A 15,250-nucleotide genomic window follows, 5' to 3' on the forward strand; every position below is an offset into this window, starting at 1 on the left:
CGCCGAATTAGTTAATTGCTTTAACAACTTTATCAGTTACATCAAGAGTAGTTGCACTGAAAGGAGCCGCATCTTTTTGAACAATAAGATCGTACTTGTCATCTTTAGCAACTTTTGCAATAGCTGCACGAACTTTAGCGTACAATGCTTCCATTGCTTCGTTATTTGCTGTACTTAACTCTTGTTGATATTGTTGCCCATCACGCTCAAATTGTTGTTGTGCACTAACAATTTTCTTTTCCATTTCTTTCTTTTGAGTAGCGCTCAGGATCGCACTATCACGCTTGAACTTCTCCATATCCGCTTTAATGCCTGCTTCAACAGCTACAAGCTTGTCGCGACGCGGCTTAAATTCTTTCTCCAATTTCTTTTGGATTTCTTTGATTTGACTGGAAGTTTGCATGATCTTTTGTAGATCAACTACACCGATTTTTGCTGTATCAGCAAATGCGCCAGCCCCAAACACGCTGAAAACTAAGGCCATTATGACCAGACCTAACCGCTTCATAACTAATCTCCTAAATTAAAGAGCATGATGCTAGCATAATTCGAAATAGGTTGCGATATGTACAACATGATTTTCGATAATTTTGTAATAAATAAGAAATTTTCCTAACCTCACACTAAGCGTGAACGTGAGGTTAAGAAATTATTGATTAAAATCCTGAAGATAGAGCAAACTGGAAGACTTGTGTTTGATCGAATTGTTGAGGATTCAATGCCTTAGCCAAGCTAAATGCCAAAGGTCCAAAAGGAGAACGCCACTCAAGTGAAAGACCTGCTGAGTATCGCAAAGGACCTTCATATTTTCCGGTCAGGGTAGGTAAAGTATTCACCCCAAAGACGTTACCCGCATCAACAAAAACCGTTGTACGTACGTTATCTCGGCTCAGAGGATAAGGTAATATAATTCCCGCAGTTCCAGTAAGTAATAAGTTACCTCCCACTGAATTACGGTAGTTATCTAATGGACCTAAAGAGTAACTGTCATATCCGCGCACCTGACCAGGCTGTGCAGTACCCCCTGCATAATAATTCTCGAAAAATGGCAACCCATTATTGTTGAAGGAGTTTCCATAGCCTGCAAACCCTTGCACGGAGAAAATCCACCCTCGTGCTATAGGTTGATACAATCGCGCTTGATAAGAACCCTTGTAGTAGGATAACGAGTTCGAACTAGCAGGTAATGCAATTACGCCAGAAAGCTGTTGGTTAATGCCTCTTGTAGGATATGGGAATTGATCATAGCTGTTTCGGTTCCATCCTGTTGATAAACGAATTTCCTGGAAATGAGTTCCATAGATTTGCACGAAATTCTTAATAGGCACTACATTACCAACACTTTTGATTTCTACATCCTGATAGCCATAACCCAATTGCCATCTGCTTGTTTCACCAAGAGGTATACTATAATTCACGTCACCGCCATAACGGTTGGAGTTATATGTACTGACATTGAGGTTTCTGGGATCGACGCGTGCATAATAAAGATTAAGGCCACGTCCTATACCTGTCTCGGTATAAAAAGGATTATAGTAATTTACGGTGTAGTCTTGTCCCCATTTACTTGCAGTAAATGCAGCCCCCATGGAACGTCCTGTACCCATAAAGTTATGTTGATTTACTGAGGCATTCAATTGATAACCATTGGTACCATAACCAATAGAAGCACTCGCTTCAGCAGAAGGAGCTTCTTCTACTTGTACATCTAAATCAACCTGGTTGTTTGCTTCGGGTACTGGATTGGTTTTTACATCAACATTTTTTAAATACCCTAATAAGCGCAATTGGCGCTCAGACTCTTTAATATTATGAAGCGATAACAATCCCCCTTCGTCCTGACGAATTACGCTCCTCAATACATAATCACTAGTTTTGGTATTGCCATGGAATTTAATACGGCGAACGTATACATGCCGCCCTGGCTGCACAATAAAATTAATAAATACCGTTTTGTTCTCTTCATCGATTTGCGGTTCCGCATTAATTGCAGGAAAACCGTAACCAATATCTCCTAAAGCCAAACCAATAGCAGAAATTGAATCAGTCACCTTTTTACGTGAAAAAACAGCGCCTTTTTTGATTTGAATTAATGAATTAACTTTTTCAGGCGGCAATATCGGTTTTCCTACTACTTTATAGCCTGAAAAATGATATTGAGGTCCCTCTTCAATATGGACATTGATGTAAACGTCTTTTCTATCGGGTGATAACAATACCTGTGACGAGATAATTTTAAACTTTAAATAACCTCTATCCATGTAGAAGGAACGTAATGCTTCTAAAGATGCATCCATACCTGACTTGGAATATTGATCTTTTTTAGTAAAATAAGTAAAGATGCTAGATTTTGATAAAGCAAACTCTGGCAATAATTCATTAGTAGAGAAATCGTGATTTCCTATTATTTTGATTTGTTTAATCCGTGAAACACGTCCCTCAGAAATCGTGACGGTAATACCCACTCTATTGTCGGTTAAAGGACTAACTCGAGTTTCTATCCGCGCGTTATATTTCCCTCTAGCGTTATAGGCTTGCTTTAATTCTTTTTCCAAACGCTCTAAAGTGGATGTTTGAAATACACGTCCTTTCGCTAAGCCCATGTCCTTAAGGAATTCTTTCATTTTGTCGCTAGGAATTTCTTTATTTCCTACTACACTAATCGATCCTATGGTTGCTCTTTCAATCACATTGACAATTAAAGTGTTGCCTTGTCGCTCCAATGAAACAGACTGAAAGAAACCAGTATCATAAAGAGTTCGAATAATCTCAGCAGTTGATTCAGGACCTATCTCCTCTCCAACTTGAACAGGTATATAATTGAGTACTGTTCCAGTAGAAACACGTTGCAAACCGGTAACTTTAATACTTCGCACGACAAAAGTATCTGCTGCTATCGTTTGTGAAGACCAGGCTATGAGCGAGGAACAACAAACACCTAATATAAATTTACTACTGATTTTTTTCATTATTATTTTACGCCCAGTACTACGTGTACTTTTAATACTCAATCTCTGTACACCGAAAATTGAAACACTTTTTATAGGAAGTAGAAACTACTGTCAAGTTTTTGTTCCCTGACTTTGCCAATACTTTGCGATTGCGGTCTGATTAATCGTCCTAACTATCCAGCAAGTCTCGATAAATCATTCGTCAAAGCAATAAACATCAGCGCAGCTAATAGCAATAATCCCACATAGGCTCCTGCCGATTTTAAACTATCAGACAAGGGCTTACGTCGGACTGCTTCCAGTAGATAATAAAGCAAGTGCCCCCCATCAAGCATAGGAATGGGCAATAAATTTAATGCTCCTAAGCTTATGCTGACCAAAGCAAGGAAAAATAAATAGGAAGTTAATCCACTCCGTCCAGAATCACCTGCGCCCTGAGCAATACCAACTGGACCACTAATACTATTTAATCCTAAGCGGCCGGTAACCAACCTCCCCATCAAAGTAAATGTGGTACCGGTTAATTGTACTGTTTGTTTTAATGCGGTGCCTACAGCGGTTAAGGGATCTTGTCTTTCTAAACGTAACCAATGTGCTGGCCATTGGACCTTTTGTGAGCGCACACCTAAAAACCCTTCAATTTTATCTTTATTTTTTTGGCTTCCAGTGTGGACTATTATTTTTTGTATATTGCCTTTTCTATTAATAGATAAGGTTAATTGTTTATCTGGACGTGTCTGCACATAATCAACTAAAAATAGCCAATCATTAAAAGGTTTGCCATCCACGCTCAATATTTTATCGCCATTCTCTAATCCTGCTTTTGCTGCCGGAGTATTAGGAACGACTTCCCCAACTATTGGAGGGATTGAGGGGATAAAAGGTTCAATGCCTAGGCTTTGCAGGGCATCTGGTTTTTTACTATCTAATTTCCAATCAGTCAAAGGCAATGAAACCTGACGTTTATGCCCATCAGCCAAAGACTTCAATGTTAATTGAATTGTTTCCTGAGAACCAACAAGAGGCATGATTGCATACTGAAAATCGCGCCAGCTGTTTATTTTAGTATCATTCAGCGCGATGATTTCTTCTTTCGCTTTTAATCCAGATTGCGCCGCAATGCTATTAGGCTTTACCGATTCAATCATCGGTGCTAAAGATTGCATCCCGATAACTAATACCCACCATAAAGCGACAAACGCAAAAATAAAATTAAAAAAAGGACCAGCAAGAACAATTGCAGTTCTTTTCCAAAGAGATTGATTATTAAAGGCTAAATGACGCTCGTTCTCAGGAACATCTCCTTCGGATTCATCAAGCATTTTGACATAACCACCAAGAGGAAATAATGACCAGGCATATTCTGTTCCTTTTTTATCACACCAACGTGCCAAAATAGGGCCGAAACCAAAAGAAAAACGCAGTACTTTAACGCCGCACCAACGCGCCACTTGAAAATGGCCATATTCATGTACTGTAACTAGTAAGACTAAGGCCAAAAGAAAATACAGCAATGTTGAAAGCATAGTGGTATCCCAAATGAAGTAATACTCGAGAATTACTCTCTCAGAATTCTCCGGAACCTAGAAAGAAGTGCTTTTTACTATTGCACACTCGCGAAAAAACATCCTGTTTTATCGATTTATAAGCCCGGATGGTTTGAATAACCCTTGTGAGTAGTTACAAAGTTAGTCCGAAATAAAATAAAGGTAAAGCTGCAATTAAACTGTCTAAACGGTCTAAAATACCCCCATGACCAGGAATAATAGCGCCTGTATCTTTTAAATGACAACGACGCTTTAATATACTGATGAATAAATCACCAAAGATCGCAATAATTATAGTACATAAGGCTAAAATGAACCAATAAACACCGGAAACTGGATGAAAATAACTATAGCCAGCCCAAGCAATCAACATCGACAAGATAACCCCACCAGCGACCCCTTCCCAAGACTTTCCAGGACTAACTTGAGGAATTAACTTATGTTTCCCCATAAGTTTCCCACTAAGGTAAGCTCCTGTATCTGAGACCCAGATTAAAAACAACAAATACACCAGGGATGCCTTGCCATTAGATAAAGAATATAAATGAATAAGACTTTGAGCGAATAAGGGTAAGAGAATCAAGCATACAACTGCGACAATGCCAGGGTACCCCCAATATTTCTGTGAACCGGGAAAACTGAGGATGGCAAGAATATTCAAAGCCCAAACAATTAACCCAGCATATAACCAATATGAAAACAGATAACCACATGCCCATAAACACAAAAGCATCAACACAACAAATCCGGCTTGCAACTGCCAATTTTTTAAAGGGATCAATTGAAAACATTCTCTTACTGCAGCTAGAAAAATAACCAAAACGATACCAGCCAAAAGCCATTGATTACCATAAAAAATAAGCCATAAAACCAAGGGTACTAAAATGAGGGTTGTAATCAAGCGTTGTAAGAACATCTCTTGGTCCTTAAAGTTAGGATCAGTTCACATTTTACTAAAAATGTAATTAGACCCTAGAGTTAATTAGGAAATTTGCCCAAATCTTCTTTTTCTTTTATTAAAGGCAGCTAAGGCCAATTCAAGCTCATGCTCACCAAAATCTGGCCAATGCACTTCAGTAAAATAAAGCTCTGTATAGGCAAGCTGCCAAAGGAAAAAATTACTAATTCGTAACTCACCGCTGGTACGAATAAATAAATCAGGATCAGGCAATCCTACTGTGTCCAGATAACGAGCAAAACTAGTTTCATTTATATCATCTACTTTCAACTCACCATTCAATACCTCTTTGGTTATTTTTTTGGCAGCATTCACCAAATCCCACTTACCACCATAATTAACAACCACATTCAGAATTAATTGCTCATTTTTTGCGGTCAAAAGTTCTGCTTCTTGCATTTGTTTTTGCAATACAGGCGAGAGTAAACTTCGGTCCCCAGTAAATCGTAAGTGAATCCCGTGTTGATCCAATTCAGGAAGTTCCTTTCTTAATGACTCGAGAAACAATTCCATTAAAAAATTAACTTCTTCAGCAGGCCGAGACCAATTTTCTGAACTAAAAGCAAATAAGCTAAGACAAGGAATAGCTTTGGTCATACAACAACGAATCATTTTTTTTACTGATTCAACACCCGCTTTATGACCTTCTATACGCGGTAAACCTCGACTTTCAGCCCAACGACCGTTTCCATCCATAATAATGGCAACATGCTGAGGAATTTTTTGTTCCAAACTACTCATCCCAATATAATAAATGGTGCATAGTCTAACCTCTTTAATACAAAAATGTCACTACTGACAGCAGGAACAGTTGAGTAAGGAGACACTGCGTAAGACAGCAACCTATAGAGTTTGTTAAAGAAGCCACATATCAAAATGATAAATCGCTTCTTAAGAAAATTAGATGAGCACAAAGCATTATTTTGTGTGTTTAATATAAGGATACCGTTTTAAAGAGTAATTTAAGAGGCGATAGCTAAAGACATTATATGTTTAGATATGAAACTATGCCTCTTTAATTAAACTATCTCCTATTACCACCTGGGTGATATCACTTCCTCTTTACCTGTAATTGATTTTTCTGGTTCATCAGTTTTATCTTTAACTAACATTCGATAATTTTCTGGACTTTGAGAAAAGAAAACAAGCTGTCTGACCATATTCAGCGTGGGGTAAGCTCCAATAATTTTTTCATACGCTTTATCGGGCATAACTTCAGAATCTTTTGTAAATTTCTGTAACAACGACAATGCTTTTTCCTGATTTATAATTCCCCATTGCCTCAATATCTCATCAGCATTCTCAAATTGATAGCCAGGTTCAAAAAGAGGATTATTTTGTGGTGCAGCGCTGAGGTATAAATTACCAATAAAAAATAATGCAAGTAATCTCGTTTCCTTAAAATTATGCGCTTTAGCCCCAAGCACTGAAGGGATCATGAGTTTAAATATGAGGAAAATATTATCAATGTTACTAATAACAAATCGCGCATTCCAACTTATGTATAAATCTTGCCAAAATTTATCAACTTTGAACTGTGAAACTATCTTAGGAGCACCATTAATCTTCAAACCTGGAATCAATGGATAAGCCTTTGCATCCCCCATTTGCGCTTTAACATGCTCTGGTAAAATACATTCTTTATGCTTTGCGGCAGTAGGATAATTTAACTGTTCCATTAAACCAATTAAGCCTAATCCTGATTTTGAGTTTTCTTTTCCGCCACGCTCCTCGTGTCGCGGACTAACCACATCTGTACGACATGCTTCAATTATATTAATTGCCATGGGCGCAATTGATAAGGGTTGTTCATCAACGTTTGGAACAATAATAGAAGAGGCATTCCAACTGGATAAGTTATATTTCTCAATAAATTTTTTTACATCATCCTGAGTTATCTCATCTTTACCGCTCAATTCCCGTTGAAAAAGAATTTGCAAAAAACCAGGCTCAATAGAAATGAGTTTTAAACGTTCGAATAAAGATGCATCCCAGGGAGCCCCGAATAAAAAATTGGTCCAGGTATTACCTTTGTTAAACGGATTATTGCGATGGCTGAGAATATGTTTTAAGGCATCTTCAGCAAATTGACTACTATTCGTTAAAGTCACTACAAAAGCTTCAAGTATACACAATAAATGAAGCTGGAGCTCTATAGTACCTGCTGAATGTTCAATTTCTTCTTGGGAAATTAATTGATTGTCTTCGATGTAGGCTAAAAGAGAGCAGATTTCATCATTATTCAAGATAAATTCTTGAAATGCATTGATGAGCTGCGTCAAATCAAGTCGTGTTGTACTCAGTGTTTCAATAAAATCCGCAAACTCTTTGTCTTGAGTTTTTAAATCATTCAGTTTTAACAGTCCTAATAAATGCCTCATTAGTATAGGACTTGTTTTCACATCTAATTTCGAATACAACTTCACTTTATCTAAAAATTTCGCAGCCGATTGCTGCGTTACATTCAGATTGGTATGTTGAGATGAATCTGTATTTTCTTCTTTTGAGCTTGGTGTAAAAAACTTAAATGATGAGTTTTTAGTAAACATTAAAATCGCTCCTTTTCGTTCATATTGTTTATCGATTAAAAGAGTTTGCCGCATCACATCTGACTCAAAACAAGACAAACTGGGCATATTTTATAAACAAAACATTAAGAAATTATTAAATCGACATCAGAATTTAGGTCAAAAAGTAAATTAATAACTCAGGGCACATTTCATTCCTGCAAGAAACGTGACCGAAATCGAGAGAAGGCATTACGAAATACTTATTAAGTAAGGTATAATTCCCACCAAAAAATTTGGATTGTGTTCTGGAGAACTTCATGCAAAAAAAAGCAACATTGTTGCTCATGATCTTAGATGGCTGGGGATATAACGAAAATAATAAACATAATGCTATTGCCCAAGCCTACACACCCCAATGGGACGAGTGGTGGAAAAACTGCCCCCATATTCTTTTAGAAGCATCCGGGTTTGCTGTTGGTTTACCTGACGCGCAAATGGGTAACTCAGAAGTAGGACACATGCATATAGGCGCAGGCAGAGTAATCCAACAAGATTTCACGCGCATAAATGAGAGCATAAAGCATGGAGAGTTTGCCAATAATCCTGTGTTCCATGATGTAATTACCACATTGCAAAAAACCGGGAAATCATTACATCTCATGGGTTTATTTTCTCCAGGAGGAGTCCACAGCCACGAACATCATTTATTTTCTTTGCTTGACTTTTGTGCACAGCAAAAATTTACTTCAGTATATTTACATTTATTTTTAGATGGACGAGATACGCCACCACAAAGCGCATTACGAAGTTTAGAGCGCCTCAATGCAAAGTTAAAAACACATCCAGTAGCCCGAATTTGTTCGATTAGCGGACGCTATTATGCGATGGACAGAGACAACCGCTGGGAACGAGTAGAACCTGTCTATACTTTATTAACCCAAGGCGATAGCAAGCATCATTTTCAGGATGCAGAAACGGCAATAAAATCTTATTATCAACAAAATCTTTCTGATGAATTCATCCCACCTACCCTTATTGGTGAGAAGAAAGTCATCGAAGATGGAGATACTGTTTTATTTTTTAATTTTCGTGCAGACAGAGCCCGACAATTAACTACTGCTTTTATTGATCCATCGTTTAAAAAATTTAATCGAAGGGTGCAACCCCATTTATCCTATTTCGTCAGCATGACCCAATACGATAAAAACTTACCAACAACCCAAGCTTTTCCCCCTATTCCTTTAAATAATACCTTAGGAGAAGTGCTTTCAGTTCATGGCTTAAGTCAATTACGCATTGCAGAAACGGAAAAATATGCCCACGTAACTTTTTTCTTTAACGGAGGGAACGAGAATATTTTTACTAATGAAGAACGAATTTTAATTCCCTCTCCTAAAGTTGCCACCTATGACTTGCAACCTGAAATGAGCGCCCCTCAATTAACAGATCGTTTGGTCGAGGCAATTAATAGACAAGATTATGATGTCATTATTTGTAATTACGCCAATGCCGATATGGTAGGACATAGCGGAGACTTTAAAGCCACAATTCGTGCAATCGAATGTCTTGATCAATGCATGAGTAAAGTCTGGCATGCACTGGCAAGACAAGGTGGAAAATTACTCATTACTTCCGATCATGGCAATGCTGAAGAAATGTTTGACGAAACAACGCATCAAGCACATACTGCTCATACTAGTGAACCTGTCCCATTAGTATACGTTGGAGGTAATTGGCACTTTACCCAAAGCGAAGGAAGCTTGATTGATATCGCGCCAACGATGCTGGGCTTACTCGGAATTACTCCCCCGGCGGAAATGACAGGTCATCAATTGTTAGAAAAAAATACTCATGAATAAATGGAATGACACAGTTTCTTTTAATTTATGTCGCTCAGATGTTAAAAATTACTGCTTAGACAGCGCAATTACAATCGGACAGAAATTAGAATGCCAGGATTCGGACATCATATCAATGAAGAACTATTCTTCTGAAATAATGGCTCAAAAAAGACCTATTACTGAACATGGTACAACTTATTTTACTGGATTACTCTTTAGTATATTGCTTTGCTTCGGGGGGTATGCAGAATCTGCATCAACTGTAGTACAAACACAAAATAAATTAAAACAATTGGATGCGCAAATTAACAGCCTCCAAAAAACATTGAATACAGCGCACGATAAACAAGGTATTTTAAATAAGGAACTGTCAGAAACTGAAAAGCAAATCGGTACAGGAATTCATAAATTACGCTCCATTCAAGATGATATCAAGAATAAAGAAAGTAAAATTACCGACCTACAAGAACAAGTAAATCAATTAAATCAACAGTTGGTTACCCAACAACAATTATTAGCGAATCATGTACGTGCTCGTTATCAAATGGGTGAGTATCAACCACTTAAGTTGCTACTGAATCAGGATGATCCCAATAAAGTCAGTCGAACCTTAACTTATTATCAGTACATCGTTAAATCACGGCAACAGCTTATCGAGAAAATTGATAAAACTCGTGCGAACCTTAGTGATAGTAAAGAAAAACTCAGAACAGAACTCATTGCCAATAAACAATTAAAAAAAGAACTTACTCAACATCAGCAGCAACTGCAACAAAATAAAAGTTATCATACCGCTCTAATTCAATCACTGAATCATGAAATTCAAGACAAACAAAACACTTTACGCGAGGTACGAAAAAATAAAGAAAATCTAGCACGTTTACTCAAATCATTAGCAACACAACAAAGCATTACTCCTACGAGTACACCCTTTAGTCAGATGCGCAAAAAATTGCCGCTTCCAATCCACAGCCAGAGCCGCTCTCTACGAAAAATGAACCAAGGAGTGACATTTTTTGCCGAGGAAGGCGCAGTAGTCACTGCCGTTTATCCTGGGAAAGTAGTATTCAGTGACTGGCTTAAAGGCTATGGTTTACTGCTTATTATTGATCACGGACAAGGCTTTATGACCTTGTATGCTCATAATCAATCTCTCTTTAAGAGCAAGGGCCAGTATGTACGCCAAAATGAACAAATTGCAAGTGTTGGTCATAGCGGCGGAATTAAACAAAACGGTCTATACTTTGAAATAAGACTAAGGGGAAAGGCTATTCCACCACTTAACTGGTTGTCATAGATAACCCTGGCACCTTAATTGCATTTCAATAATTATAATAAAAGAAGATGGCTTATTTTGTGGCCTTGCATCTGAGGAGATCGCTATGTTGATAAGAAAACTATACCCAGGCAAGCTTGCGATAGTATACGCGTTTACTCTTATGTTACCTCTCACAAGCTTTGCTGAAGATGAGGCTAATACAGATACGTCTACAACCTCAAGCTCTACGACGAAAGCGGTTCCTTTAGAAGATGTTCAACGTTTTTCCAATGCTATTGGTGAAATTAAAAAATACTATGTAAAACCTGTTGATGATAAAGAACTCTTTGATAATGCCATTCGTGGTATGCTCAATGGACTGGATCCTCATTCCAGTTACTTGGATGAAGAAGAGTTTAAAGAACTACAAACTTCAACTAGTGGTGAATTTGGTGGTTTGGGGCTCGAAGTGACCATGGAAGATGGAGTGGTAAAAGTAGTGACTCCTCTCGTTGATACGCCAGCCTTTAAAGCAGGCATCAAATCTGGTGACTACATTATTAAATTGGGAAAAGAATCCGTTCAGGGTCTCTCACTTAAAGATGCAGTCAATTTGATGCGTGGTAAAGCTGGAAGTACTATTCAATTGACTATCTTACGTAAAGGGGTTAATAAAGCGCTTACTTTTGATTTGATGCGAGAAATTATCCTAATTAAAAGTGTACAAAGCAAAATAATCGCCCCCGGATATGGTTATATTCGTTTAACCCAATTCCAAGCATTAACTGGAAAAGATATGTTGCAAGCCATTGATAGGCTAAAACAACAATCTGGTGGAAATTTAAAAGGCCTGATCCTGGATTTACGTAACAACCCAGGGGGACTTCTTGATTCAGCAATTCAAGTTTCTGATGCCTTCCTTGGTAAAGATAAATCAGGAAAACCAGAAACAATTGTCTCAACTAAAGGACGTTTACCTGGTTCAGATTTTACCGCCTTATCCAAAGGAGTAGATGTCTTACACGATGCTCCAATGGTTGTATTAATTAATAACGGCTCTGCATCTGCAGCTGAAATTGTAGCTGGCGCTCTGAAAGATAACAAACGAGCTGTTATTCTTGGTACAACAAGCTTTGGTAAAGGCTCAGTACAAACTGTCTTGCCACTAGATGAAAAAACAGGGATCAAGTTAACTACTGCTTTGTATTACACCCCATCAGGAACTTCAATTCAAGCTCAAGGAATTGTGCCTGATATCGTAGTTAATGAAGTAGAAATTCCTAAAACTGCTGCGAAGCCTGCTGATCCTACAGGATACAGTGAAGCAAATCTTAATGGGCACATAATCAATAAAAGTAATCAAGAAGCTAAAGCTAAAAATTTCAAGGCACAAATGGATGAGCTAATGCACAATGATTATCAACTCTATGCTGCTTTGACGGTTTTGGAAGGTATGGCTTTAGCTAATAGATAATTTGTCTCTCATCAAAAAAAGGAGCCACTTAGGCTCCTTTTCTTTTTGAAGCTTGCTGCATTGGTAGATTAAAATTAGGCAGTAAGGGTCTGCTTCTTATAGGAAACCCCATTTTTGTTTAAATTAAATGCGCCCATGACCCCTGTTCCTGGCTCAAGAGCCAAGAGATGTGTTGCGATTGCTTGGCTGGAAAAATCAGAATGGGTTTGCATTGCAAGCAAAGCACTATTATGAATTAGATGGAATACATCAAAAGCATAACCGGCTTCACTGATAGGGTGGCTAAGATATTCTTGTTTAAATTGCGCGATAAACTCTGGCTTCATTGATTGTGTTAAAACAGCAGTTTGCTTGTGATTAGGGCTTTGTGCCTGAAAATTATTTTTTCCATCAGCAATTATTGAGTCATCCGTGAGACAAAAGTGTATGAGTTTATTTTTTTTTGCCAAAGGTGCAACTAAAGCCCCACTCTCTACTCCTTCAGTCATAATTACGTTAATGTGATGGGCATCTATAAATTTTTGCAAAGTATTTGCTGCATTAGCATTATTGGGCATTTTATCCAGCGTATAAAACTCATAATTAATTTCTGAGGACTTTAATTGATCCCGGGCAATTTCCATTGCTCCTAACATATTTCTACCAATAAAAGCAGATTTCTCAGAAAAGGGAGCATAAATAGCCACATTGATTGTCATTTTAGCTTTATTTGTAGAATCACTCAGATCTGATGTCGCATTACCAAAACTCGCTGTCATTAACGACAGAAAAAAAGTACCTAATACAGTATAAAATTTTGATAAAAAATGTTTCATGTTCATCATCCTAGTTGATTAGACTTTATAGGGTATTACATTCAAATGAGTGTTGCCCCCTTTCCTGCATGTCCAGTCCCTCACTTTATAGCCCCACTAATAGGTGAAATATAATTGTGACGAGAGCTTATATGACAGCCCCTAAGAACAATAAAATCATTTTGCTATGAATAGATCCTAAATACAATGGTTGGGATTTAATAATAATTGTGCGATAATTCCCACAAAACTGACATATTTTCGAATACAATGAACTATATTAAATCAATACCACTCCTTGCTGGTCTATTTTTTTCCTCTTTTTCACAAGCTAATGTCCAATCCCATTTCGACCAAATAAAAAATGATCCTAACGCATTATATGCATTTTTTAAGAGTATGCCTAAGGGTGGTGAATTACATTATCACTTAGCTGGGGGAGCTTACCCTGAGGTTATGCTGGAGCTAGCAGCCAAAGATAGCTATTGCTTAAATACAACCAATTGGAATGTTAGTAAAACTTCCTCTGTATGTAATGGAATTGATACAAAGGATCTGCTTAACCACCCTGAACTCTATGCAAATACTGTGAGAAGTTGGTCTATGAAAGAATTTGTACCAGGGAAAGAATCAGGGCATGATCACTTTTTCAACTCATTCGACAAGTTCATTCCTATAGTTGCAGATCATCAGCCTGAGTTAGTAGCAGCAGTATTGCAAACCGCAGCGCAACAAAATGAACAATATATGGAATTAATGATTTTACCTGATAACGCCCACTCTAGCAGTTTTGGGGATATGCTCAAAGATACCACTTCGTTTAATCAAAAAAGAAAGCGTTTATTAGCAAATCAAGATTTTCAAAATAATATTAACTACACTGTGGTAGAATCAAATCGAATTTTGCAACAAACACGCCGCGAATTGGGCTGTGAAACACATCCAGAAAAAAAAGCCTGCCAAATAAAAGTTAAATTTTTATATTATTCGCTTAGAGAGCAATCATTAGATAATCTCTTTGCACAAACACTTAATGCTTTTGAAGCCGTAACTCAATCCATAAAAAGCAACGGTGCGCTTGTTGGCGTTAATTTGGTGCAACCTGAGGACGGTATTATTTCTTTGCGCGATTTTCGTAAACAAATGCAAATGTACCAGTATCTTCATGAGCTCTACCCACAAGTCAACATCGCTTTACATGCTGGCGAATTAAGCCAAGAAATAGTTGCTCCCGAAGATTTGGATTATCACATCCATGATGCGCTTTTTACTGGTCAGGCGCAAAGAATCGGGCATGGAGTAGATATTGCTCATGAAAATAATGAGGAAAAAACCTTAAACTTCATGGCGAAACATCATAAGGCAGTAGAAATTAATCTCATCAGCAATTTAAAAATATTAAAGATTTCAGGGCGCAACCACCCTCTGAATTTTTATCTCCAACATCATGTTCCAGTTGTTTTATCTACTGATGATGAAGGGATATTGCGGACCAATTTAACTCAGCAATATGTTGAAGCCGTATTAGAACATGGTCTGGATTATCAAACTTTAAAACAAATCAATAGAAATGCCCTAACCTACGCATTCGTACCAGGAAAGAGCATTTGGTCCGATTCAGGTAAAGCTCTCTTGACTCATGATTGCCAAGATTTAGAAAGTGAAAGCTGTCAGCAGTTTATAAAAGCAAATGAGAAAGCGCAATTACAATGGAATTTAGAGAAAAAACTACGCGCATTTGAGAATAAGTTTTAAATATCTATATCCTTGTGACTGAAACTCAGTGTTTTGACAATCCATCCCTCATTTATGTACCGCGACTTGTTCGCGGTATCCATTAAATACCGAAATTTCCAATATAGCAATTCAATGCAAAGAACTCTGAATCTTATCAAAACATTACAGATTAGCGATTGG

11 protein-coding genes are annotated in these 15,250 nt (G+C 37.7%); 4 read left to right on the forward strand and 7 right to left on the reverse strand.

From position 1 onward, the window contains the following. Positions 1 to 7: 7 nt before the first annotated feature. The 6 genes from ACWTEW_RS16980 to ACWTEW_RS17005 form a co-directional block, all read right to left on the reverse strand. Positions 8 to 508 (reverse strand): OmpH/Skp family outer membrane protein, encoded by a 501-nt coding sequence (locus ACWTEW_RS16980; RefSeq protein ID WP_454782847.1) that lies wholly within the window; start codon positions 506 to 508, stop codon positions 8 to 10. A 148-nt stretch (positions 509 to 656) separates the two neighbouring features. Beyond that, entirely contained in the window at positions 657 to 2,969 is a 2,313-nt protein-coding gene (gene bamA, locus ACWTEW_RS16985) for an outer membrane protein assembly factor BamA (protein WP_454782848.1), read from the reverse strand. Positions 2,970 to 3,124: 155 nt separating this feature from the next. Beyond that, on the reverse strand, positions 3,125 to 4,477 hold the full coding sequence (gene rseP / locus ACWTEW_RS16990) for an RIP metalloprotease RseP (protein WP_454782849.1): 1,353 nt from the start codon (positions 4,475 to 4,477) through the stop codon (positions 3,125 to 3,127). A 154-nt stretch (positions 4,478 to 4,631) separates the two neighbouring features. Then, the gene (locus ACWTEW_RS16995; RefSeq protein WP_454782850.1) at positions 4,632 to 5,414 is read right to left on the reverse strand and encodes a phosphatidate cytidylyltransferase; all 783 of its coding nucleotides are present in this window, start codon (positions 5,412 to 5,414) and stop codon (positions 4,632 to 4,634) included. 66 nt (positions 5,415 to 5,480) lie between these two features. Next, on the reverse strand, positions 5,481 to 6,188 hold the full coding sequence (locus ACWTEW_RS17000) for an isoprenyl transferase (protein ID WP_454782851.1): 708 nt from the start codon (positions 6,186 to 6,188) through the stop codon (positions 5,481 to 5,483). Between the two features lie 302 nt (positions 6,189 to 6,490). Next, positions 6,491 to 8,005, reverse strand: a complete 1,515-nt coding sequence (locus tag ACWTEW_RS17005; protein ID WP_454782852.1) for a symporter — start codon at positions 8,003 to 8,005, stop codon at positions 6,491 to 6,493. Between the two features lie 278 nt (positions 8,006 to 8,283). Between ACWTEW_RS17005 and gpmI the strand changes: the two genes are divergently transcribed. The 3 genes from gpmI to ACWTEW_RS17020 all read left to right on the forward strand — a co-directional run bounded on the left by gpmI (position 8,284) and on the right by ACWTEW_RS17020 (position 12,539). After that, entirely contained in the window at positions 8,284 to 9,825 is a 1,542-nt protein-coding gene (gene gpmI / locus ACWTEW_RS17010; protein WP_454782853.1) for a 2,3-bisphosphoglycerate-independent phosphoglycerate mutase, read from the forward strand. Then, on the forward strand, positions 9,818 to 11,104 hold the full coding sequence (locus ACWTEW_RS17015) for a murein hydrolase activator EnvC family protein (protein ID WP_454782854.1): 1,287 nt from the start codon (positions 9,818 to 9,820) through the stop codon (positions 11,102 to 11,104). Before gpmI ends, ACWTEW_RS17015 begins: the two co-directional genes overlap by 8 nt. Before the next feature lie 85 nt (positions 11,105 to 11,189). Further along, the gene (locus ACWTEW_RS17020) at positions 11,190 to 12,539 is read left to right on the forward strand and encodes a S41 family peptidase (protein ID WP_454782855.1); all 1,350 of its coding nucleotides are present in this window, start codon (positions 11,190 to 11,192) and stop codon (positions 12,537 to 12,539) included. Positions 12,540 to 12,613: 74 nt separating this feature from the next. Here the strand turns inward: ACWTEW_RS17020 and ACWTEW_RS17025 are convergent, their stop codons facing one another. Then, positions 12,614 to 13,354 (reverse strand): branched-chain amino acid ABC transporter substrate-binding protein, encoded by a 741-nt coding sequence (locus tag ACWTEW_RS17025; RefSeq protein ID WP_454782856.1) that lies wholly within the window; start codon positions 13,352 to 13,354, stop codon positions 12,614 to 12,616. A gap of 249 nt (positions 13,355 to 13,603) precedes the next feature. Here ACWTEW_RS17025 and ACWTEW_RS17030 point away from each other — a divergent pair, with 249 nt between their 5' ends. Beyond that, a complete protein-coding gene (locus ACWTEW_RS17030) occupies positions 13,604 to 15,088 on the forward strand; it encodes an adenosine deaminase family protein (RefSeq protein ID WP_454782857.1) in 1,485 nt (494 codons plus the stop codon). The last annotated feature ends 162 nt before the right edge of the window (positions 15,089 to 15,250 follow it).

This window comes from Legionella stuttgartensis (assembly GCF_977063405.2).